Annotated in this window: 20 protein-coding genes and 3 pseudogenes; 12 read left to right on the plus strand and 11 right to left on the minus strand. The window is 70.7% G+C overall.

Annotation, left to right across the window (positions count from 1 at the left end; all coding sequences use genetic code 11):
• Positions 1–232 precede the first annotated feature (232 nt).
• Positions 233–382: a hypothetical protein gene (locus ACIRQP_RS23675; protein ID WP_403893118.1), complete on the plus strand. Its 150-nt coding sequence runs from the start codon at positions 233–235 to the stop codon at positions 380–382.
• A 92-nt stretch (positions 383–474) separates the two neighbouring features.
• Here ACIRQP_RS23675 and ACIRQP_RS23680 read toward each other — a convergent pair whose 3' ends face one another.
• The 3 genes and pseudogenes from ACIRQP_RS23680 to ACIRQP_RS23690 all read right to left on the minus strand — a co-directional run.
• Positions 475–1,476, minus strand: a complete 1,002-nt coding sequence (locus tag ACIRQP_RS23680) for an acyl-CoA desaturase (RefSeq protein WP_403893119.1) — start codon at positions 1,474–1,476, stop codon at positions 475–477.
• A gap of 549 nt (positions 1,477–2,025) precedes the next feature.
• Positions 2,026–2,304: pseudogene (locus ACIRQP_RS23685) on the minus strand (PIN domain-containing protein); the annotation flags it as partial.
• Between the two features lie 51 nt (positions 2,305–2,355).
• Positions 2,356–2,916, minus strand: a pseudogene (locus tag ACIRQP_RS23690) (ester cyclase); the annotation flags it as partial.
• Between the two features lie 225 nt (positions 2,917–3,141).
• Here ACIRQP_RS23690 and ACIRQP_RS23695 point away from each other — a divergent pair.
• Complete coding sequence (locus tag ACIRQP_RS23695; protein WP_403893120.1) at positions 3,142–3,366, plus strand: hypothetical protein; 225 nt, start codon at positions 3,142–3,144, stop codon at positions 3,364–3,366.
• A gap of 8 nt (positions 3,367–3,374) precedes the next feature.
• Here the strand turns inward: ACIRQP_RS23695 and ACIRQP_RS23700 are convergent, their stop codons facing one another.
• The 4 genes from ACIRQP_RS23700 to ACIRQP_RS23715 all read right to left on the minus strand — a co-directional run bounded on the left by ACIRQP_RS23700 (position 3,375) and on the right by ACIRQP_RS23715 (position 7,269).
• The gene (locus ACIRQP_RS23700; protein ID WP_403893121.1) at positions 3,375–5,150 is read right to left on the minus strand and encodes an FtsX-like permease family protein; all 1,776 of its coding nucleotides are present in this window, start codon (positions 5,148–5,150) and stop codon (positions 3,375–3,377) included.
• Positions 5,151–5,152: 2 nt separating this feature from the next.
• Positions 5,153–5,932, minus strand: coding sequence for an ABC transporter ATP-binding protein (locus ACIRQP_RS23705; RefSeq protein ID WP_403893122.1), 780 nt, complete (start codon positions 5,930–5,932; stop codon positions 5,153–5,155).
• Positions 5,929–6,471, minus strand: a complete 543-nt coding sequence (locus ACIRQP_RS23710; protein WP_403893123.1) for a PadR family transcriptional regulator — start codon at positions 6,469–6,471, stop codon at positions 5,929–5,931. Before ACIRQP_RS23710 ends, ACIRQP_RS23705 begins: the two co-directional genes overlap by 4 nt.
• Positions 6,472–6,612: 141 nt before the next feature.
• Positions 6,613–7,269 (minus strand): TetR/AcrR family transcriptional regulator, encoded by a 657-nt coding sequence (locus ACIRQP_RS23715; RefSeq protein WP_403893124.1) that lies wholly within the window; start codon positions 7,267–7,269, stop codon positions 6,613–6,615.
• A 108-nt stretch (positions 7,270–7,377) separates the two neighbouring features.
• Here ACIRQP_RS23715 and ACIRQP_RS23720 point away from each other — a divergent pair, with 108 nt between their 5' ends.
• Positions 7,378–8,421 (plus strand): medium chain dehydrogenase/reductase family protein, encoded by a 1,044-nt coding sequence (locus ACIRQP_RS23720; RefSeq protein ID WP_403893125.1) that lies wholly within the window; start codon positions 7,378–7,380, stop codon positions 8,419–8,421.
• 145 nt (positions 8,422–8,566) lie between these two features.
• On the opposite strand, the gene ACIRQP_RS23725 is transcribed toward ACIRQP_RS23720, so the two are convergent.
• Positions 8,567–9,517: an SMP-30/gluconolactonase/LRE family protein gene (locus ACIRQP_RS23725; RefSeq protein ID WP_403893126.1), complete on the minus strand. Its 951-nt coding sequence runs from the start codon at positions 9,515–9,517 to the stop codon at positions 8,567–8,569.
• Between the two features lie 181 nt (positions 9,518–9,698).
• A complete protein-coding gene (locus tag ACIRQP_RS23730; protein WP_403893127.1) occupies positions 9,699–10,505 on the minus strand; it encodes a hypothetical protein in 807 nt (268 codons plus the stop codon).
• Positions 10,506–10,960: 455 nt separating this feature from the next.
• On the opposite strand from ACIRQP_RS23730, the gene ACIRQP_RS23735 reads away from it, so the two are divergent.
• Positions 10,961–11,659 (plus strand): DUF4232 domain-containing protein, encoded by a 699-nt coding sequence (locus ACIRQP_RS23735; protein WP_403893207.1) that lies wholly within the window; start codon positions 10,961–10,963, stop codon positions 11,657–11,659.
• A 15-nt stretch (positions 11,660–11,674) separates the two neighbouring features.
• Here ACIRQP_RS23735 and ACIRQP_RS23740 read toward each other — a convergent pair whose 3' ends face one another.
• Both ACIRQP_RS23740 and uppS read right to left on the minus strand, forming a co-directional pair.
• Positions 11,675–13,186 carry an oxygenase MpaB family protein gene (locus ACIRQP_RS23740; RefSeq protein ID WP_403893128.1) on the minus strand — a complete coding sequence of 504 codons (1,512 nt, stop codon included), beginning with the start codon at positions 13,184–13,186 and terminating at the stop codon, positions 11,675–11,677.
• Positions 13,183–13,896, minus strand: a complete 714-nt coding sequence (gene uppS / locus ACIRQP_RS23745) for a polyprenyl diphosphate synthase (protein ID WP_403893129.1) — start codon at positions 13,894–13,896, stop codon at positions 13,183–13,185. Before uppS ends, ACIRQP_RS23740 begins: the two co-directional genes overlap by 4 nt.
• A 382-nt stretch (positions 13,897–14,278) precedes the next feature.
• Here uppS and ACIRQP_RS23750 point away from each other — a divergent pair, with 382 nt between their 5' ends.
• From ACIRQP_RS23750 to ACIRQP_RS23785, 8 genes and pseudogenes are all read left to right on the plus strand, one after another.
• On the plus strand, positions 14,279–14,554 hold the full coding sequence (locus tag ACIRQP_RS23750; RefSeq protein WP_403893130.1) for a CopG family transcriptional regulator: 276 nt from the start codon (positions 14,279–14,281) through the stop codon (positions 14,552–14,554).
• On the plus strand, positions 14,551–14,973 hold the full coding sequence (locus ACIRQP_RS23755; protein ID WP_403893131.1) for a hypothetical protein: 423 nt from the start codon (positions 14,551–14,553) through the stop codon (positions 14,971–14,973). Before ACIRQP_RS23750 ends, ACIRQP_RS23755 begins: the two co-directional genes overlap by 4 nt.
• A 263-nt stretch (positions 14,974–15,236) precedes the next feature.
• Positions 15,237–15,848: pseudogene (locus ACIRQP_RS23760) on the plus strand (sensor histidine kinase); the annotation flags it as partial.
• Between the two features lie 538 nt (positions 15,849–16,386).
• On the plus strand, positions 16,387–17,127 hold the full coding sequence (locus tag ACIRQP_RS23765; protein WP_403893132.1) for a Crp/Fnr family transcriptional regulator: 741 nt from the start codon (positions 16,387–16,389) through the stop codon (positions 17,125–17,127).
• A 121-nt stretch (positions 17,128–17,248) separates the two neighbouring features.
• A complete protein-coding gene (locus tag ACIRQP_RS23770) occupies positions 17,249–18,079 on the plus strand; it encodes a hypothetical protein (RefSeq protein WP_403893133.1) in 831 nt (276 codons plus the stop codon).
• A 5-nt stretch (positions 18,080–18,084) separates the two neighbouring features.
• Complete coding sequence (locus ACIRQP_RS23775) at positions 18,085–20,604, plus strand: hypothetical protein (RefSeq protein ID WP_403893134.1); 2,520 nt, start codon at positions 18,085–18,087, stop codon at positions 20,602–20,604.
• Positions 20,597–21,661, plus strand: a complete 1,065-nt coding sequence (locus ACIRQP_RS23780; RefSeq protein WP_403893135.1) for a hypothetical protein — start codon at positions 20,597–20,599, stop codon at positions 21,659–21,661. Before ACIRQP_RS23775 ends, ACIRQP_RS23780 begins: the two co-directional genes overlap by 8 nt.
• Positions 21,661–22,212: a Pycsar system effector family protein gene (locus ACIRQP_RS23785; protein WP_403893136.1), complete on the plus strand. Its 552-nt coding sequence runs from the start codon at positions 21,661–21,663 to the stop codon at positions 22,210–22,212. Before ACIRQP_RS23780 ends, ACIRQP_RS23785 begins: the two co-directional genes overlap by 1 nt.
• Positions 22,213–22,219 lie beyond the last annotated feature (7 nt).

The following is a 22,219-nucleotide window of genomic DNA, read 5'->3' on the forward strand; positions in this document are numbered from 1 at the left end:
CCTCCCCGAACCCCGAGACGAACTTTTGGAAAGCGTGTTGGGGGCAACCCCTCACGAGTTCGAATCTCGTATCCTCCACACCCGCCTGAACAGGCGAAACGAGCAGCCGGACCGCAGTACGCGGCCCGGCTTCTCGTCGTGCACTGTGCCGGCGAGGCTACCGCGGCGGCGATACACGGCGGGCTGCGAGCGAAGCTCGGGCAGCGCCAGGGATCCCTCAGCCGAGACCCGCGTGACCAACCTCCGTGGGCAGACCAGCCAGGCCGCGGACGGAGTCCGCCTCATTGGCCGGCTTCGCCGGATACTCGATCCGACGCCTCAGGCGCACGGGGACGCGCTGTTCGAGATCAGGCTCGCCCCCTCGGCCCTGCTGCTGGGCTGAGCCGCGGAGCGCAGACCAGTACGCGAGGTCCCGCGCCGGCTGCTATGTCCCATCGGCGCGGGACCCCGGGGCGACGCGCCGCCCGGGGAACGTCAGGCCGCGGAATCGTGCGGACCGGCCGGTTCGGGCAGCAGTCGAGCGCTGAGACGGTCCGCGCTCGGCCAGCGAACGTCGTGGACCCAGCCCAGCTTCTCGAATACCCAGATGAGGCGTGCTGCCGGGTCGATCTGGCCCGGCAGCACGCCGTGGCGCGCGCCCGTGGGGTCGGCGTGATGTGAGTTGTGCCAGCTCTCGCCGAAGGACAGCAGTGCGAGCGGCCAGAAGTTGGTGGCCTTGTCCCGACTGGCGAACGGGCGCCTGCCCGCGACGTGGCAGACCGAGTTCACCGACCAGGTGACATGGTGCAGCAGCGCCATCCGCATCACGCTGGCCCAGAAGAACCCGGTCAGTGCACCGGTCCAGGTGCCGGTGACGAGCCCGCCGACCAGCGCGGGGGCCAGGAGCGAGACGGCGGTCAGTGGCCCGAAGAACCGACCGATGAGTCGCAGGTCGGGATCGGCGGCGATGTCGGGCGCGAACCTGGCCCGGTTGCTCAGTTCACGCTTCAGCATCCACCCCATGTGCGCGTGGAGAAGCCCCTTGAGCAGCGCGCGCGTGTCGGTTCCGAAGCGCCAGGGCGAGTGCGGGTCACCCTCCCGGTCGGCGAAGGCGTGGTGGCGGCGGTGGTTCGCCACCCATTGGACCGGCGAGCCCTCGACCCCCAGCGAGCCCGCGACGGCCAGGGCGATGCGCAGGCCCCGCTTTGCCTTGAACGAGCGGTGCGTGAAGAGGCGGTGATAGCCGACCGTGAGGCCGACTATGGACACGAGGTAGGCAACCACGGCCATGCCGACGTCCAGCGCGGACAAGCCCCATCCCCACGCGAACGGCACCACGACGATCAGCCAGATCACCGGGCCGACGACGAAGATCCACATCGCCACTGCCGCCGCAGGCGTCTGCGGGGCGTCGAGCAGCGGCTTGACCTCGGCCGCGGTGTCGGCGTCGCCTTCGGCGGCGGCCTGTTCAGGTCGGCCGGTGTCGCTCGGGTTCATCGGTTCCTCGCCGTTGCTCGAGCTTTTTCGGACGGGTACCAGACCGGACCCGAATCACGCGTCCGCGCGCTTTCGAGCGCGCTCGGCGGCCCACGGCGCACGATCGCACCGGACGGCATCCGCACAGGTCGTCGCGCATGTCCAGGGTGTGAACGTCGCGGGACCAAATCTCCTTCACGTCCTGGCGGGAGCTTCAGTCCTCGTCGGGTCCGGGGCCGACGAGGAGAAGCCACCCGGGCGCCCATGGCGGTGGCAGCGAGTCAGAATAAGGCCAGGGCCTACTTGGACACTGTCCTCCTCGCCGAGGACACCGCCGAACTGCAAACCCGTCCCACCTCCGGAACCACCCCGCCGCACGCCCCGCCCGCAAGCCGTTGAACAGGCAAGACACCAAAATCTGGAGTACTGAGGGAAGTGCACGGGCGACGTCTTTCGGCAAGGCCACCTTGGTCGGGGTCGTGAGCCATCCAGCCTCAAGGTCGGGGCCCCACATTGTTGTTCACTTCAAGGCCGTTACCCGCACCGGTATTGCCCGCCGCCTGCCCGACCTCAGAGCGGCAAGTCGTCGGGCAAGACGCGGAAGGACTTGTGGCGGCCAAGGGGGCGTACGGCCCGGAAGTCGCGACGGTCGAGGGTGAGAACGGCGTCGGTCTCGTACTCCGACGCCAGGGCGACGTTCACCGCGTCAGCCAGGTCGAGGTTGAGCGCGGCGTACCGGGCACGTACGGACTGCGCAGTGGCGAGATGGAGTTCTGTGATCTCCGGTACGACAATGCGGCTCACCCGCATCCAACGCCTGATGTCATCGACCGCACTCACCGCCAGGTCCGTGGCAGTGGGCGGGGTCCACGCGCCGGCGGGGAGGCCGACCTGGCGGAGGAGGTCGGCGAGGTTGTAGTAGTCGGTGAGGTGCCGGATCTTGTCGCCCTTGAGGTCGATGACGGTGGTGGCGGGAACCTTGAAGGATTTGCCGGTGGCGGGGCGGTCCTTGGCGAAGGCGCCGGTGTCGGTACCGGAGAAGTTCCAGCGGACGGCGATCTTGTCGCCGTCGCGAAACGCGTCGACGACCTGGATGTGGGCGTCCTTGATGCTCTGTTCCGTGATGGTGACCCAGGTGGCCGCGCCCTCGGGGCCGGTCATGGCGACCTGGAAGGCGTTGTCCTGGTAAACGCCGTCCTTGGTGAACAAGGCGGCCATCTTCTCGGGCTTGGCGGTGTTCCAGGCGTCCACCCAGGCGGCGACCACTCGGGGTACCCGGACGCCGTCCCGGCCGTGAGCCACTGTCCGTGCCTCCCCGTCCGCCGCGGTCTGCGCGGTCTTCGACGACGGGATGGCGGCCTGGGCGTCGGCATCAAGCAGACCGGTGACCGCGGTGAGGCCGACGACGGCGGCCGCGGCGATGACGGTGGTGAAGATGCGGCGCGTGGTGGTGGCGTTCATCAGATTCTCCCTGCGGATTCAGGCAACCTCTGTTGCCTTACGGATGTAACCATAGCCCATGCCTAACACTTGTAAACTCGTGAACCGAAGGCAAGGTGGGAGACGATGCGCGCGGGCTGGACACGGCATAGCGGCAGATGGCCGACCGGCTCGCCGAGGCCGGCGACGGCGCGAAGGTCAACCTGAAGCGGACGCCACGCACTGGCCGGACAACACTGGCCGGACATGCTCCGGGTTGCCGGAGCGCTCCTCACGAACCAGGTCCGCGCTGACGCGACCTGCTGCGGAGCTTCGGCCGCGAGGGCCCATCCCACGCTGCTCGGCGCCGCGTTCGCCGAGTACGGCCGCATCGACAGGACGGAACACCCGCTACCTCGACGCGGCCGTCGCCCAACTCCGTGCCGAGGGCCACGAGATCAAGGACGAGGACTGATCGAACGGCCCTGGTGACGGGTCCGTCACGCGGTTTCAGCGTTGAGGACGTGCCCCGCGGGCTTGCGGGTGTGGGCCCACGCGGGGAGCGCGGTCAACGCCGCGATGGCCAGCAGGATGGCGAGCGCGGCGGTGAGCAGCCACGATCCCGGGGGCGTGACCTGTGTGCCGAAGAGCCAGTACAGGCCGAGCCCGGCCGGAATACCCGCCGCCACTCCGGGCACCGCGGGCAGGAGTTGCGCGACGCAGAGCGCCGCGACGACCTGGCCGGGTGTGGCGCCGAGGGTACGGGTGATGGTCAGCGCGCGCCGGGCCTGCACGGCGGTGCTCCAGCCGAGGAGCACGGTGTTGAGCGTGGACAGTGCCACCAGCGCGAGGGTGACGGCGAGCAGCACCTGGCCGGTCTGGTCGGTCCGCACTTCGATGGGGCCGAACCGCCTGTAGTCAGGGGTCACGTCGAGCTCGGTGTGCCAGGTGAGCAAGGCGGTGACCATGATGGTGGTGGCGGCCGTGCCGGCGCAGGCCAGTACGGCGCGGCCGGGTCGGCGGGCGAGCAGCCGGATGCCGAGCAGCAGCGAGGTGGGCAGATACGCCGTCACGGCGTTCAGGTACGGGTGGTGCATGAGCAGGTGCGCCGGGTCGGCCAGGGCGTGGACGGTGCTGGTGCGGGCGGTGCGCACGGCGGGGCCGAGCACACCGGTCAGGGCGACCACGACGGCGAGGAAGACCGCGGCGGAGACGGTGCCGGAGTCCGGAGGGCTGACGGTGTCGAGCAACCCGGCGCTGGGATCGACCACGTGGGGTGCGGCCAGCGTCCCGGCGGTCAGTCCCAGCGCGGTGGCCAGGACGGTCAGCAGCAGGTGCTGCGCCAGCAGTACGGCGGTGACGGAGCCGGGTCCGGCGCCGACGGCCTTGAGCAGTCCGGCACGCCGGTTGTCACGGGCGGTGCGGGCGGTGGCGAGCGCGGCGAGGGTGACCATCGCGGCGACGGCGAGCAGCCAGCCGCCGACGACCAGGGCAGGCTGGGTGTGCTCGATCATGTTCGTGTCCGTCCGGAGGACGGTCTGCCAGTTGTGGGTGTTGACCCAGGAGTCGCCCCTGCGGTCGCGGGTGAACACGGTGTCGCGCCATTGGAGGGGCGCGGTGGGGTCGCTCAGCTTCAGGTGGATCAGGTGGACGCCGGGCGTTTCACCGGCCGCCGCGCGGGTGTCGGCGGTGGTGAGCCAGATCCTGCCGCCGTAGTCGGACGGCCCGGGACCTTGGGCCCAGTTGCTCCACGGATACACCGGGGTGGCCGCGCTGATCGCGGTTCCGACGACCGGGTAGGTGCGCTCGCTGATGGTGACGCGGTCGCCGACGTGCACGCCGAGTGCCTGCGCGAAGCCGCGTTCGACCACCGCGCCGCCGGGACGCACCCAGGTGCCCGAGGTCACCAGTGGCCGGTCCACGGCGGACGGTGGGGTGTCGCGCCCCTCGACCGAGGTGCGCGCGGTTCGGCCGTGTGCCCGGATGGTGGTGTCGAACGCAAAGACCGGGTCGGCCTGCGCGGCCACGCCGGGCGTGTCCGCGAGGCGTTCAGCCAGGCCGGACGGGTCCGTGGCCGTTGTGATGGCGGTGATGTCGGGGCCGGCGGTGGCCGCGCGGGTCTTCAGGTATCCGGTGGTCACGGCGTCGTTGGTCGCCAGTCCGAGGGTCAGGCCGGCGGTGGCGATGGTGACGGCGAGCAGGAACATGAGAGCCTCGCCGGGACGGCGGCGCATGTCGTGCAGGATCAGACGCCACATCAGCAGCAGGTGTCCCATGGTCAGTTCTCCCAGCTCAGCAGCGCGCCGAGCCCTGTGCCACCGCCGTGGCCGTCCAGGCTGGTGTCGTCGGCCAACCTCCCGTCACGCAGGGAGACGACACGGTCCGCCGTGGCGGCGACCCGCTCGTCATGGGTGACCACGACCAGGGTCTGGCCGGCGGCGCGCAGCTCGTCGAAGAGCCGGAGGATGTCGAGGGTCGCGGCGCTGTCGAGGTTGCCGGTGGGCTCGTCCGCGAGGACGACCAGCGGCTTGTTGACCAGGGCGCGGGCGACGGCGACCCTCTGCCGCTGCCCGCCGGACAGCTCGGAGGGCAGATGCCGGCCCCGGTCGGCGAGCCCGACCTGGCGGAGGAGTTCGGCGGCACGGATACGAGCGGTGCGCGGTGAGGCGCCGGCGAGCAGCGCGGGCAGCTCGACGTTCTGCGCCGCGCTCAGCTCGTGCATCAGGTGGTAGGCCTGGAAGACGAATCCCACGGCGCGGCGCCGCAGCCTGGCAAGCGCCCGTTCGCCAAGGTGGTCGATGCGCTGTCCGCCGAGCCACACCTCGCCGTCGTCGGGCCGGTCGAGCCCGCCGAGGAGCTGGAGCAGCGTGGACTTTCCGCAGCCGCTGGGCCCGGTCACGGCGAGCGTCTGCCCGACGGGAACATCGAGGTCGACCTCGTCGACGGCCCACACCAGGCTCTCGGCCTCCCCGTACGTGCGCGCCAGGCCGACGGCCCGCAGCGCAGGCACAGGCACCCGCGCATCGCCGGGTTCGCGGTCCCACACGTCTCTCGTCATCCGATTCCTCCGCTTTCCCCACGCGGGGCGCGGGCGGACCAGGTCCGCCCGCACGCCTCCAACCAGCGCAGATCGGCCTGCAGTCGGAGGGCGATCCCCTCCAGGAGCAGTCCGGCCTCCGAGTTCGTGTCGTGAGCGAGGGTGGCGTGCTGGGCTTCGGCGAGGCTGCGCATCAACTCCCGCCGCCGCGCGTCCACGAGCGCGAGCGGATCGGCCAGACCCGACTCCGCGGCGGCCACCAGCTTCAGATGGAACTCCGTCACGTCCGCTCTGAGTCCGGCGCTCTCGGCCATCCATGCGGCCACCCGCTCCTGCCCGTCAGCGGTCAGCGCGTACACCTTGCGCCGTGGGCCGCGCACCGGCACGTCCACACGCTCAAGGACGACCAGCCCCGCCTTTTCGAGCCGGGTGAGCGTCACATAGATCTGCCCCGAGTTCAGCGTCTCCCCCAACGGTCCGAGCGCCGCCGCCAGTCGACTGCGCAGCTCGTACCCGTGCGACGGCTCCTTGACCAGCAGCGCCAGCACCACGTCCTGCACGGACCGCCCTCCTCTGCGACAACCAATAGATAGCGGTTATCTATTGGAGCGTCAAACCAGTCCCCGAGGCAGGACAGGCGCCGCCCGGCGTCGGTCACCTGACCCGACGGCGGTGGGCGATCGGCCCGTCCCGGCCGGGTCTCAGGCGTCCTTGAGGTGGGCGAGTGCGGTGATGACGCGGTCGGCGATGTCTTCCGGCCAAGGGAAGGCGCGGGTGACCGCACGCTGGTGAGCCAGTCCGTGCAGCCCCAGCCACAGGGCCACCGCGTCGGCGAACGGGTCGGTACTGGCGGCCTGTCCGGCAGCGACGCAGGCGCCGAGTGCGTCGACGAGGACATGCAAGGTTTCCGCGCCGAGCGCGCTCAGATCCGCCTCGGTCAGGGAGCTGTCACCCAGGGTCGGCATCCAGAGGCCACCGAACATCGCGCGGTAGCGCTCCGGATGGGTCTGGGCGAATTCGAGGTACGCCTCGCAGATCGCGAACAGCCTTCGCCGAGGGTCACCCCCGGCCCCTTCCACGGCGGAGCGCAGGCCGCGCTCCAGCTCCGCGAACTCCCGGCGCACGACGGCCAGCATGATGGCCGGCTGGTCGGGGAAGTGCGGATAGATCGAGGGGGCGGCGATCCCCACCCGGCGGGCGACCGATCGCAACGTGATGGCGCGTTCGTCGCCGGCCTCGTCGAGCAACTCCACAGCGGCCGCGATGATGTCCTCGCGCAGGCGGCCGCCCTCGCCTCGACGGTTGCGCGCGCGGGCCGGTTTCGATGCGGCCGAAGCCTCAGTTCTGTTCTCTTCCACCCTGTGACCTTACACCGCGAAGTTTATCGGCATACCTTCTTGCCGTCGTGAACTTACGCGTGTATCTTTACGATCGTTAGCAACGGTCTGATCCTCACGGAGTACCCCATGACCAGCACCGCCACCATCCGCGCCACCGAGATCGTCCTGCCCGGTACGGTCGAGCCGAGCGGTCTGGAGGTCCGGACCCGCGAACTTCCGCCTCCGGCCGCGGGCCAGGTTGTCCTGCGGATGGACGCGACCGGCGTCTCGTTCGCCGAGCAGCAGATGCGTCGCGGCAAGTACTACGACCAGCCGGCTTTCCCCTTCGTGCCCGGCTATGACGTGGTGGGGACGGTCGCCGCCACCGGGCCCGGCGTGGACGCGGGACTGACCGGACGCCGGTTCGCCGCGGTCACCAAGATCGGCAGCTGGGCCAGCCACCTGTTGATCGACGCCGAGGACCTGGTGCCCGTGCCGGACAGTGTGGACGCGATCGCCGCGGAGACCGTGGTCGTCAACGGAATCACCGCCTGGCAGATGCTGCACCGGATGGCCAAGGTCCCCTCCGGCGGGACCATCGTGGTACTGGGCGCCAACGGCGGCGTCGGCTCCACGCTCGTACAACTTGCCCGGCACGCCGGGATCACGGTGATCGGCACGGCCTCGCCGCGCCACCACACGACCGTGCGCGAGCTGGGCGCGATCCCGGTCGACTACCGCGACCCCGACCTGTACGGCCGGATCCGCGCACTCGCACCGGACGGCGTGGACGCGGTGTTCGACCACGTCGGCGGCGCCGGGCTGGAGGATTCATGGCAACTGCTGCGCCGAGGCGGGACGCTGGTCTCGTACGGCACCGCCGCGACGAAGGACGACGAAGGCAACTCACAACTGCCGGTGCTGAAGCTGTTCGGGCAGATCGCGCTGTGGAACTACCTGCCCAACGGCAAGAGCGCGCACTTCTACAACTTCTGGGCGGGCCACCGCCGCCGGGCGCACTTCCGGCACCGGCTGAGCGAGGACCTCACCCAGGTACTGAGGCTGCTGGCGGACGGTGTCCTCACCCCGCAGATCGCCGCGGAGATCCCGCTGACCGACGCCGCGTCAGCACTGGAACTCGCCGAGTCCCGCACGGTCGCCGGCAAGGTCATCCTGGTTCCCGGAGCGTGACGTCATGGCCACGGTTCGGGCTCGTGGTCGGCACCTTCCAGGACACCGTCCCCGGTCTCGGTCGAAGGCCCGCCACCGCTGACGGTGGCGGGCCTTCTCCTCGGCGGAGTCGTCGGTCCCGCGCGTTGTCCGGAGCGCCCCCGCGTCAGATGGAAACGGCGACGCCGTTGAACGTCGTCTCGGGCGTCTGGGGGCTGGTGAAGCGAGCGTTGACGAGATACAGGCGATCACCCCAGCGTGCGGCCGTGGCGGGGACGTCGAAGCGGGGGTCGGTGATCGTGCGGCGCAGGGTGGCGGAGCGGACCTTGGCGTCGAGATCGAACACGCTGATGAGGTTCAGCCGGTTCTGTACGACGTACAGCGTACGACCGATGCGGACGAGACCGTCGCCGTTGGAGACGTTGTCCGCGCCGCTCAGCGCGATCTCGGTGGCACGACCGGTCCTGAGGTCCACGTGGTAGAGCTTGCCGGACGTGCTGCTGACGACGATCAGCCCTCGGCCGTCGGGGGTGCCCACGACGCCGTTGGCGTTGTTCACGTCGGGCGTCTGCACCCAGTCGCCGCTGAGCGGCAGGCTGAGAACCTTTCCTTCGCAGCCGCGCGGTACGCCGTGGAGCATGCTGTCGCGCGAGTCGGTGAACCAGGCGCGACCGCCGAGCAGGATGACGTCGTTGACGAAGTGGCCGGTCTCGTCGGTGAGTTGGTACGTGGTCACGAGCTTGCCGGTTCTGGAGTCGATGACCCGCGCGGATCCGCCGCCGCCTCCGGCGATGTAGAGCAGGCCGTCATGGTCCAGTTTCAGTCCTATGGCCACGGTGCCGGTGGCCCCCGCGTAGATGAATCCGCCCTTGCCGGTGCGCAGATCGGTGCGGTAGATGGCACCGTTGGCGCGCGAGCCCATGTAGGCGTACGGCTTTCCGCCGATGCTGATCCCCTCGGGGAGAAAACCGTCGGGAAGCGGGAACACGGTCGGGTACGCGGGAGTCGGGGTGCCGGAAGCGGCGTTCGCCGTGCCGGCGCCGGCCGCCACCGCGAGCGCGGCGGCGGCACCGCCGAGAACCCTGCGACGGGACAGGTGGGGCTGGTTCTGGGACATGGTTCCGGGCCTCCGTGAAGTGTCGGATGGGACTCGGGTGGACTCAGTGGACTCAACGGTCCGGTAACTCGGTGAACGGCGTCAACTCCGCTGCGTGTTCCGCTCGTTCGTAAACGAGCTGTCACCTACGAGTTCCCTTCGAGTTCCCTTGTGCCCCACCCGCTGCTCCCACCCGGGCGGCTCACTCGTAGCCGAGGACCTTGAAGTCCTTGCTGACGAAGACGTGGTGCGGCCAGTTGACGGCGACGTTGTGGACCTCGTACTCGCCGTCGCTCAGCTTCACCACACGGTTGTTGACGCCTCCGGGGACGACTGCCTGCGCGGCCTTCGTCGCCTTGTACGCCGTCGTCCCGCCGACGATCGTGCCCTCGCCCTCGGTGTAGTCCGGGATCCGACCGACCGACTTCGCCGGTGACGGCGTCCCCTGCTGGAACGGGACCACCCCTGCCGCCTGGGCCGCCGCGGCTCCGCCGTCACCCCCAGGCTGCACGATGACCTGCGCGGCCGCGATGGTCGCGCTGTCGACCGTCCCCAGGACGAGGACGCTCGCGCCCTTCTTCACGGCGCTCGCCGGGGCGTGGTGGGTTCCCTTCCGGTAGGTCGTGGCGGACGTCTCGTCGACGGTCACCTTCACACCCGTTGCCGTCGAGATGGTGAAGCCCGACGTGGACGTGGTGTCGACGATGCCGGTCGCGCCCCCGGCGGACGGGTCGGCCACGGGGCCGCCACCGGCGGGCACGCTGGGCGTCGCGGTCGGTGACGACGTGGCTGTGGCCGAAAGGGGCGAGGCGGACGACGAGAAGTCCGCCGCGGCGGACGTACCGCCACCGGTGACTCCGGCCACCGCGCACGTCAGCCCGGCGGCCAGGATCCAGCCACCCTTTTTCTTCGACAGCAACCTCCGTGCGCCTGGCCGACGTGCTCGCACGGCCATGGTCGCCGGGGCCGACTCGGCCGGCGAGTGGCTTGTGGGGTCGTAGTCGTTCATGTGGCTCTCCTCGTAGCTCGGGCAACTGCGGAGAGCCTGCCGGTCGTCCTTATGAGGACGCTGTGGGTCACCTGAAGAACTGTTGTACAAGGTGCGAGGGACCCAGTGGGACCCAGTGGGACCCAGTGGGACTCAGTGAGGTGCCTCGACGTCGGTGGGGGAGAGGTTCGGGAGTCGGCCGACGGCCTGCGGACGCCGGCGGTCAGGCTACGGAAGTCCCCGGCGACCGGCCCGGCGCCGGACCCGTAGTGATGCGCGACGTGTTCCGTCAGTTCTGACGCTTGGTCCCGGACATGCCCCTTGAGCTGGGGTTGGTGCAATCCAACGCCGTCTCTTGGAACCGAAGTTGCTGAGACAGAACCCGGACATTCGCAGGATCATTTCAGGATCGACTCGGCCCTAGTGTCATCGGTGTCAGCAGGAAACACCGCAACCGACAGCCGCTGGAGATCATGATGCGTTCGCGTCTCGCCGCCCGTTCCGCCCGTCTCGTCCTGGCCGCCGCGGCCGTGACGGCTCTCGCCGCCACCGCCACCGCCTGCGGCCCCGAGGACCTCGCGGACTCCGGCAGCTCCGCGGCCCCCTCCGCCGTCGCCTCCGCCGGCAGCGGCGGGAGCGACAGCTCCTCCAGCGACAGCTCCACCGACGGCTCCTCCACCGACGGCTCCAACTCCAGCGGCTCCGACTCCAACTCCAGCGGCTCCACCGATAAGACCGACTCCAGCGACGGCGGGAAGAGCGGCTACGGGCAGTCCTGCGGCACCAACGACCTGGACTTCACGATCACCTCGGAGTCCCAGGCCGGCGGCTACTACCTCGTCACCGCCAAGGCCAAGTCCGGCATCACCTGCTACCTGGAGATCAACACCCCCAGCGTGTCCTTCGGCTCCGGCGCCGACGGCGTCGCCTCCCCCGTCGGACAGGGTGGCGAAGACCCCATCAAGCTCACCGGCTCCGCCGTCGCCTACACCGGTATCAGCCCCAAGACCACCAACAACAATGACGGCAAGGAATTCGAGAACGTCATCATCGCCACCGCCGACGACGATCCCAACCCCGCCGAACTCAAGCTCCCCGAGACCGCCAACGTCGACAAGCCCATCGTCACCAACTGGGCCACCAACCGCGCCGAGGCCATCCCCGTCATCGTCTGACGAACCGGACAGGGCCTACGCGTCGGCGAGCAGCGGGTCGAAGGCGGTCGAGCGCTCACGACCCGACATGAAGGAGAGGAAGTCCTTCACGAACGCGCTGCGGGAGTACCTCGCGTCGGCGCCGGCCAGGGTACGCCGGAACCCGGTCCGGAACAGGGCCCGGTATTCGTCCGCGTCGATGAACTGGTCGCCGTCCGCATCGGTGGCGCTGAAGAGCACCTCGGCGACCCTGATCAGCGCGGGCCCGGCGAGGGAGGGGACACCGGCGGCGTACTCCTCCTTGCTGATACGGCCGTCGCCGTCGGCGTCGAGAGCCGCCTGAAGTTCCCTCCACCACTCGGCGTACGCGTGGTAGAGCTTGGTCTCCGCCGGTTCGTCCAGATCGAGGCGGGAGGACAACTCCCGTGCCATGGCCGCGAGATCGGGCCAGTCCAGATAGCCGTCCCCGGTCTGGTCGAGTACGGCGGTGAAGAATTCTCCGGCATCCCGCTGCGGCCCGGCCCCCTCTGCCGGACCGTGCTGCTCGGAAAAGGGCGTGACCAGCCGGAACAGGGCGCCGGCCCTCGTCATCCGGCCGCGCAGTGCGGTGAGCGACGCGTAGCGGGGGTCGTCGCTGTCCGGGGACAGGTGGAGCAGGCCGGTGACGTACTCGGTCTGGAGCCAGTTGTCGGGCAGGAAGCGTGCCAGGCCGGCGGCCATGTAGACGCTGTGCATCAGCGCCTGGGCACCGGGGATCTCGGGCAGACCGGCCCGTCGGCGGAAGGGTTCGGGGAGGGACGCCACGGTGATCGTGCCGATGACCGGGCCGGCGAGCGCGCGACCCGCCGCCCACACGGTGGGCAGGCCGTCCAGCAGAGGCGGCGCCGGGAGATGGTCGAAGAGCTTGTAGAGGATGATGCGCAGGGCCTCGGTGTCCTCCAGCTCCTCCTGGACCATGTGGTCGTAGTACTGCCAGAACTCCTTCAGCGTGGGCGGCAGATGGCCGGCCTGATCCCCCAAGGCCCCGAGGAATGCCCGGAATTCGGCGTAGAGCTGTTCCATGGTGGTCCGGTCGAGCGGCTGCCCGCTCAGCCGGCACATGGTGACGGAGCTCTCGAACAGCGTCGCGACCACCCAGGCGCGGACCTGGGGGTCCATCGCGTCGTAGGGCCGGTTCTGTGCGTCCGTACCGCTCAGCCGCGCGTGCAGACGGTTGAGCCGCGCCGCCTCCCTCTGCCGGATTTCGTCATCGGCGCCGAACATGCGCTGCAGGCTCACGAGGGTGTTGCGCAGCCGCCGCCACGGGTGCGCCACGAACGTCGAGTTGTCGATCAGGGCCGCGCCGATCTGCGGGTGGGCGGCCTCCAGCACCGTGGCTCTGAGTACGGCCAGTGCCCAGCGCGGATCGTTGAAGAACCGGTGGAACTGCGAGTCGGGGCCGAACAGAGCTCCGGGCTGTGTCTCAGGCGTCGGCCGAGCGGAGTCACCGTCGTGATCGGCGGCTTCGGAACGGGTGCGCTGCGGGCGGCTGCTGCCGGTGTCCGTCACGGGTGAGGTTCTCCGTTCGCTTGCGGAGTCACGCCGCCGAAGCGACGATCGCGTTGCCGGTAGGTGTGCAGGCACTCCAGGAAGTGCGGCGCGTGGAAGTCGGGCCAGAGCACCGGCGGGAAGATCCACTCGGCATAGGCCACCTGCCAGAGCATGAAGTTGGAGATGCGCTGTTCGCCGGAGGTCCGGATGACGAGGTCCACATCAGGGGTGTCGGGGAAGGGCAGATGAGCGGCGAAGTGCCGCTCGTCGACGGCATCGGCGGACACCCCGCTGCGGATGAGGGATCGTGCCGCCTCGACGATGTCCCGGCGCCCGCCGTGGTCGAACGCCACGGTCAGCGTCATGCCGCGGTTCGCACCGGTCAGCGTCATCAGGTCGGCGAAGTCCCGGGCCAGCGGTGCGGGGATCCTCGGGTCCGCCACTCCGAGGAACCGGCAGCGGATGCCGCGCGCGTGCAGCAGCGGGGCGTGTTTGCGTACCACGCGACGCACCAGCCGCATGAGGAAGTCGATTTCGCCGTTCGGGCGTCGCCAGTTCTCGGTGGAGAACGCGTACAGGCTCAGCCACTCCACCCCCGCTGTCCGCGCCGCCTCGATGACGTCGATCACCGCTGTTTCCGCCGCGCGGTGACCCGACGTACGCGGTAACGACCGCTGTGCCGCCCACCGGCCGTTCCCGTCCATCACGCAGGCGACATGGCGCGGCACGTCCCGCGGCCGGTCCTCACCGGCCGGCCGACTCGGATGTCTGTGCGCCTGTCTGTACGCCGACGAAGGGGCAGCGGTGCCGCGATCTTCTTCAGCCGTCACATGTGCTCCCCCCGGCTGTCACCACACAGTCCCCCGTCGCGGCAGTCCCCGCCGGGGCAGTCCCCGCCGCGAGCGCCGCTGAGGTCGGCCCTCAGCAGAGTGCCGGTATCTCGGCGCAGCCGTATCGCACTCTCTGGATATTCACCCTCAGAACGTATGTACGATTCTGAAATCCTGTGGCGGAGCTTGACCTGGAATATCGAATCGGGTAGGCCCTGCGTGCGGCTCGACAGGCGACAGCGCTGGTAAGGCGACTGACACCCGAAGTATGGTGCTTTGTATGGCGTCCAAAAAAGTGACGGTGACGATCCCCGAGGATCTCCTTGACGAGATCCGTGCCGAGGCAGGCGAGCGGGGCATGTCGGCTTACGTCGCCGAAGCGCTGCGCCTCAAGCGCGACCGCGACAGGCTCAGAGAGCTCGTCGACTGGCTGGAGGAAGAACACGGGCCGGTCACGGAGAGCGAGCGGGCGGCCGTGCGCGACGAGTTGGACGATCTTGACGCCGAGCACGAGCACCGCACTGCCAGGAAGCAATCCTCCGGGGAAGCCGCGTGAAGAAGCGGAGCGGTGATCACAGCGCGCCGCCGCGCGTCTTCGTGCTCGACTGCGAGGCGCTGTCGCTGGCCGTCCGCGGGGATCGGATGATGATCGCCCGACTCGAACTCGCCGCCGGTGGTGAAGCCGAGGTGGTGACATCTCCGATGACCCTCGTCGAGGCGTACGACGGAAGAACCACCGAACAACGCTGGGACTGGGTCCTCTCCCGCATCAGTGTCGCCGACATCGGGAAGGACGAAGCCCGGCAAGCCCGTCGGCTCCTGGCCGATACGGGGTCGCACGGCCACAAATACGCGATCGACGCCGTACTCGCCGTTATCGCGCGACGGCAGACCGGACAGGTCACCGTCTTCACTTCCGACGTGGACGACCTGGAGCGGCTGGTTCCCGACAGGATCGTCGTCAAGAAGGTATGACCCGGGCCTTGTCCCGGTTCTGGTCCTTCCCGGCTCCGGTCCTTCCCGGCTCCGGTCCTCCCCGGGTCCGGCTCTCGTGTCCTCCGCCCGTGCCCGACCGGGCATGCGGGGCCGATACCTGGCTGACACACATCCGCGCGGTGCCGGACGCACGGTCCTGATCGGCTGGATGCGTTCGTCTCCCAGGCTCGGAGGCGTACGCGGTTCCCGCGTGCGCCGGGCCGGGAGAGGTGGATGTCGGTGGGGGTTCTTCGGATACGTGCCGCTCGGGCGCCGACGTCGCCCACGAACTGCGCACCCCTCTCACCGGCCTCGTCACGTCCGCCTCCCTCCTCCCGGAGAGCGAGGCCACCGGCCTCGTCCGCGACCGCGTCCAGGTGCTGCGCGCCCTCGTGGACGACCTCCTGGAGATCTCCCGGCTGGACGCGGGGGCCGAAGAAGCCGACGCCCGACCGGTGCCGCTCGCCGACCTGGTGGCGGAGTCCGTACGGCGCACGGGCCTGGAGACGGTCATCGCGGTGACCGGTCAGCCGGTCGCCGAGACCGATCCCCGCCGCCTCGACCGCATCGTCACCAACCTGGTCCTCAACGCCCACCGCCACGGTGCGGCGCCGGTCGGGGTCACGATCGACGGCACGAGCATCGTCGTACGCGACCACGGCCCCGGATTCCCCCCGGAACTCCTCGCCCACGGCCCTCAGCGCTTCCGCACCGGAGCCACCGAACGCGGCCGCGGCCACGGCCTCGGCCTCACCATCGCCCTCGGCCAGGCCCATGTCATCGGCGCCCGCCTCACCCTGGCGAACGTCGGCACCACCCCCGGCGGAGCCGTCGCCACACTGGATCTGCCCCGGGCCGGGACGCCCCGGCCGTAAGACCCGTCCGGCGCGACTCCCCTTTACCGGCCTCGAATCACCATGTAGGCGCCGGAAACCCGAGTTTCCGCCAAGTCCGCGATGCCTGTCCGAATGCCCCGTCGATGCGCCCGGTTCGCTCGTGCGGGGGACCTGACCTCCGGGTCGTCGGTGGGATCGGAGGACAGGGCGGGCGGAGTGGGCAGGGCGGTACGGAGGGTCCGGGGGTGACGGGGTGACCGGGGCGCGGCGCGCTCGGGCGGTCCAGTGCCCCTCCCGGCAACGTTTGCCCCGTCGCGGCGCCCAGCACGCGCGCTCGCGGCGTTGGCCAAAAGCCCAGGTAGCTCCGCTACCAGGACTTCCGGCCGCCTTGCGATCACACGCACCGGCCACCGCTCCTCGACGGGCAAACCTTGCCGGTCGCGGCACGCTAGCTGCCGGTTCGGTGATTACCGGCCCGTATGGGCAAGGTGGCGCGTTTCGCTCCAACCAGAACGTCACTCTGCGACCATCGACCCCTACGAAAACCAGCGTCCTGACTGCCGTGGGGGGAGTGGCCATGGGGCTGCTCGGCGACGAGTTGGCGTTCGCGCGCGCGCTGACCGACCGGGAGAACGAGAGCGTGATGGCTCTCGGGAACCGGAAGCGCTTCGCGGCCGACGCCCGTCTCCTGACGGAGGGCGACCGGTCCACTCACATCATGATCATACTTCGCGGATGGGCGACCGTTTCCGTCGCGACGGACCGGGGAGCCACCCGGCTGATCCTGGGGCTGCGGGGCCCCGGTGAGCTGCTCGGCGAGATGGCCGCGCTGGACAGCCATCCCCGCAGCGCCACCGTGCGCGCGCTGGGCCCCATCGAGGCCCAGGTCATCTCCGGGGACGCGTTCCGGCGCTTTCTCGCGCTCCACCCACGGGTCAGCGGACTGGTGATACGCCAGCTCACCTTCCGGCTCCGCAGCGCCGACCAGGAGCGGTCGGCGCTCGCGTCCCTCACGGTTCTCCAGCGTCTGGCCAGCCGGCTCACCGAGCTGTCCCGGGCCGAACCTTCCGGCCCGTACGCGCTCTCCGTGGCGACCTCCTCCATGGCGCCCCCCTCCGACACGGGAACGGTGCCCGCGGGCGCCGTCGTACATCTGGCCCAGGACGAGCTGGCCGCCACCGTCGGAGCCACCCGGGAAGCCGTCGCCAAGGCCCTGCGCCTGCTGCGCGGCCAGCAGATCGTGCGCACGGGCAACCGAAGAGTGGAGATCCTCGACCCGGCTCTGCTCGCCCTCCTCGCGGACGGTCATCAGGAGTAGAGAACCGGGCGGGGAACCGGAACGAAGGACCCGGCCGTCGTGTGTAAACGGCTACAGACGGCTTTCGTTCCGGGCGCGAGGCTGATGGGGGACGGCAAGCGATCAGAACAGGGGGCACGGGGTGGACCACGACGCGATGGATGTCGCCGAGGCGCGTTACGAGTTGGTGATCAGCGTCGACGCGCGGCGTTCCGGGGAGTACGACGATGTGGAAAAGCTGCGTATGCGCGCCCGGATCTACCGGGTCCTCGAAGCTGCCTTCACCCACGCCAAGGTGGCGCCGGACGCCGTCCACATGGAGGACCGCGGCGACGGTGTGCTGGTGGCGGTGGCCGGCCGGATCGCGGTGACCCGGCTGCTCGGGCTCTGGCTGGTCGAGGTGCACGAGAATCTGCGGGACGAGAACCGCGCCCTGCGCGTACCGCTGGGGCTGCGGGTGGGCATGCACGTCGGCCCGGTACGCCACGACGACCGGGGCATCAGCGGGCGCGCGGTCGATCTCGCGTGCCGGCTGGCCGACTCCCCCGTCGCCCGGCGGCTGCTGGACGCCGAGCGGGCCGATCTCGTGCTGGTGGTCTCGGACTCGCTGTACGAGGACGTGGTCAGCAGCGGCGGCAAGTTCATCGAGCCCGCGCACTACGCCCTGGCCCGACTGAAGATCAAGGAAGGCGATGTCAACGCCTGGTTCCACCTTCCCGGGCGGCCCGCTCCGGTGATATCGGCCGGTGACCCGGCGAAGGCCGCGGACGCACCGCCCGCCGCCGACCGGCCTCTCGCCGCTGGTCCACCGCCCGCCTCGGACAGGCGGGTTGACGACGACGCCGACGACCGGCCCCGTACCGCCCGCGCCCACTACACCGTCCACGGCGACATGTCCCAGCACTCCGACAACGTCTACGAGCAGACCGTGCACATCGGACGGATCACCGACGCTCCCCAGCAGAAGGGCTGAGCCTCATGTCCGACGAACAGCAGGCGGCCGGAGCCCCCGAACGAGCACCCCTGCCCGACGACCGGGTCAGGGACGACCGGGTCAGGGACGACCGGCCCCGCGGAGAAGAGGGCCGCACCGACCGTGACGGCGGCTCCGCCGACGGCGAGACCTCGGCGCAGGAGAAGGAAGAACGGGAGAAGGAGGAGCGGGAACGGGAACGGGAGCGCGCCACCGGCCGGTTCAAGGAGCACACCCGCGACCCGCTCGCCGAGGAGCAGGGCGACGACGGACCCACCGATCTGGCCGCCGCCTCGCGGGCCCGCCACTCCACCCGGATGCTGTTCGACACCGGCCGCGACCTGAACAGTTTCGACCGTTCCTTCATCCAGAGCGCCCATATCGGCGACATCCATCTGCGGCTGGACTCCCGCCAGTCCGGTGCGGGGATGCGCAGCGGACCCGTCCCCGAGGACGAACTGCGCGGTCTGCGCAGGATCCATGTGGAACCGCAGGGGTACGTGCGGCTGCGCAACGCGCTCGTGGCCCGCCGATTACTCGTGCTCGGCGCCGCGCCCGGCACAGGACGTACCAGCACCGCGCTCTCCCTCCTCGACGAGGTCACGGCCGGCGCGGGCACGGAGCCCGGGGCGGGCCCCCGGGTGTCGCGGGTCGATCCGGACGGTGGCGTGCGGGGGCTGGCCGGCTTACTGAGCGGCGACGGCGCGGAGGACCGTCGCGGCACCGGATATCTGCTGGAACTCGCCCTCACCAGGCCCGGTTCGCTGCCGCCGGACGCGATGGACCTGGACGGGCTGGCGGCGGCCCTGGGCGGGTGCGGGGCCTTCGCGGTGATCGTCGTGACGCTCGGATCGGCGGCGAACCCGCTGCTCACCGGGCGGTACGGGATGATCTGCCCGCCCGCGCCCACCCAGGAGCTCCTCACCACCCGGCTGCGGGAGAGGCTGGAGGACCATCGGGCGAGGACGGCGGACCACGCCGCCGGAGCCCCGGACGGCGGCCCCCGCCTGGAAGACCTGCTCACCGCCGCCGAGGAGCTGGCGGAGCGCGAGGAGGTCCGCGACGCGGTCGGGCTGGCGGATCTGCGCCCCGCCGAGGCCGAGTTGCTCGCGTCGCTGCTGGCCGGGCATCTGCTGGGGGATCTCTCCTACGAGGAGTTGCTGTCCGGCTGCCGGAGCCTCGCCGCCGGCCAGGCCCAGGAGTGGTTCGCCGGGGTGGACCGGGCGCTGGCCGCGCTCCCGGCCGCCGCCACGGACGGGGGCGTGGCACGGTCGGGTACGGCGGCGCTGTTCCATCCGGTGGCGTTCCGTATCGCGCTCGCCGTACTCGGCGGGGCCCCGCACAGCGCCGTGGCCGCCGCCGCCCATCTGCTCACCTGGGAACTGTCCGTACAGAGCGATCCGGACAACACCCCGGCCCGCCCGCTGTTCTGCGACGACCCGGAATCCGATCTGGCGCTCTCGCGCGCCGAACCGACCGACGGCCGGGTCGAGGTGGCCGGTGCCGAGGTGGACGCGCGGCTGATCTGGTACCGGGGCTCGGCCCTGCCCGCCGCGGTGCTGGCCGAGATCTGGGACCGGCACTTCCCCGTTCGGGCGCCGGTCGTGCGCTGGCTGCGGCTGCTGTCGGACGACCCGCGCCCGCATGTGTGGATGCGCGCGGCGGTGGCCGCCGGGGAGCTGTGCGTACGGGACTTCGACCACAGTTACGGGGAGCTGATCCGGCCGCTCGCCGAGGCCGCCACCCCGCGCCGGAGGATCTTCGCGGCCACCACGATGGACCAGGCGGCCGGCCATGCCTCGCACCGTAAGGCGGTGCGCAAGCTGGTCGACGACTGGAGCAGGCACGGGACGAAGTCGCTGCGCTGGACGGCGGCGATGGCACTCGGTTACGGGAACGCCGCGGCCACGACCGACGCCGCGCTGGACGCGCTGGCCCGGATCGGGATCCGTGACAACGGCGACCAGTTGGCCGCCGCCTCGTTCAATGTCGTACGGCTGCTGGCGCTCCCGGACGTCGCGAAGGTGCTGCGGCGGATGGCGGACTGGACCCACCACCAGCGCGAGGCGTACCAGGACCTCGGTCTGGTGACCACCGTCCGGCTGGCGTCGACCGGGGTGGACGAGGTACCGGCCGCCGAGCCCGGCTCCCCGCTGGGCGACCGGGGCGACTGGCCGCTCCCGCTCGCCCTCGCCGCCACCCGGCCCGAACTCGTCCGCCCGATGGCCGACTTGCTGTGGACCGCGCTGAACACCCCGCGGTCGAAGGACGTGGCCATGGACGCGCTGGAGGCGCTGCTGCGCTCGGCCGTGCGCAAGGACGGCACCGAGTGGGCCCGGCCGGGGCTGGCGGCGCTGCTGCCCGCGCTGGCGGCCGAGGAGCACGACCGGCGGCGGCTGGACTGGCTGCTGCGCCGAATGATGAACGATCCGGAGAATCCGCTCCCCGACGCGCAGGCGCGCTCCCTGTGGTGGCTCGCCGTCCCGTCGCCGGACCGGACAGGCGAGGAGGAGAGGCATGGCTGAGAACGAGGGCGTGGCGGCGGACCGGGGCGCGTCCGACAGCTCGGTACCCGCGGGACCGTTCCTGCGGGACTACGCGCCGACGGGTCCGTTCCGGCAGACGAGCGCGCGGACGGCCTCGGTGCTGTTCTACCGGAACGGCGGCTACAGCGTGGCCACCGTCTCCGGTGTCCAGCACTACGACAAGCGGGCGCTGGCCCGGCCCTACACCATCTGCGAGATCGCGCTCGGCACGTTCGTCACGACACTCCAGATGGAGCTGCCGGCCTCGGGCGGCACCACCTTCTTCAAGGCCGAGGTGGACATCCACTGGACCGTGACCGATCCCCATCTTGCCGCCACCCAGGTGGTGACCGATGTCGCGCAGCGGCTCACCGCCCCCACGCTGGAGCGGCTGCGCGAGGTCTCCTCGGAATTCCCGGTGTCCCAGGCGGAACAGGCCGACCGCGCCATCACCCGCAACTGCGCCGGCGGGCGCTGGGACGACCTGGGCGCCGAATTCGGCCTGCGGGTACGGCTGTACGTCCGGCTACGGGTGGACGACAGGACGATCCATCACATGGACGACATCCGGGACGCGCACGCCTCGGCCGAGGTGACACGGGTGCACCAGAGTAGGTTCCGGGCCATGTTGCAGGGCGGGGAGCTGGACCAGCTCAGCTACATGCTGGCGGCCGAACCCCAGGCGGCCAAGGACTTCCTGGAGAAGATCCGCCAGGAGGGCAGGCAGGACGAGAAGGAGCGCGTCGAGCGGCTCTTCGACATGGTCGCCAGCGGCCAGATCCAGTCCAACGACGTGGAGACGCAGGCGCTGGAGCTGCTCAACCGGGGCCGCCACCGCGTCCAGGGGCCGATCGGCTCGCTGCCCGCCCGCCGCGACACCCCGCAGCTCGATCCGCCCGCGGCCGAGCAGTTCACCCCGGACTGGGTGGCGGACGAACCGCCCTCCCGGGCCGGGTACAGGCCCGGCCCGCCGGAGGACGAGGACGCCGTACCGGAGCCGCCGCGCCGCCGGAACCGCGGCCGGGACGACGGATGGTCCTGGGCGGAGGAGGACTGATGACCGCCGACAGCGGCGCACGCACCTCCCCCGACCCGGTCGGGCCCGTGCCGGACGGGGGTCTGCACGGGCCGGACCGGGCGGGGGAACGTATCGCCGAGCGCTTGCTGAGCACGGTCAGGGAGGACCTCGGCCGGGCCGACTCGAAGGCCGGCGTACTGCTCTCCGGGGCGCTGGCGCTGCCCGCGTTCCTGATCAGCCGGCACGGCGCGCCCGACTGGCACGGTGCGGCCGACGCCACGCTGGTCGTCGCCGGCGTGCTCTGGGCGATCGCGGTGACCGCGCTGGTCCGGGCGCTCATGCCGCGTACGGGCACGATCCGCGGCCAGGACGGGGTGACGTACTTCGGCGATCTGCTGGCCCCGCGCGACTTCGCGCGGCTGTCCGCCGAGGTCACCGAGGCCGGGCGTGACCTGGCCGGGTGGCTCCTCATACAGGCCGTGGACGTCAGCTCGATCCTGTCCGCCAAGTACCGGGCCATCCGCTGGGGAGTGAGCACGCTGGCCCCCGCGGTGGCGCTCGCACTGATCTGGAGTCTGACCGCGCGCTGACCCGCGC

It is taken from the genome of Streptomyces sp. NPDC102274 (assembly GCF_044766385.1).
Taxonomy (GTDB): Bacteria; Actinomycetota; Actinomycetes; order Streptomycetales; family Streptomycetaceae; genus Streptomyces.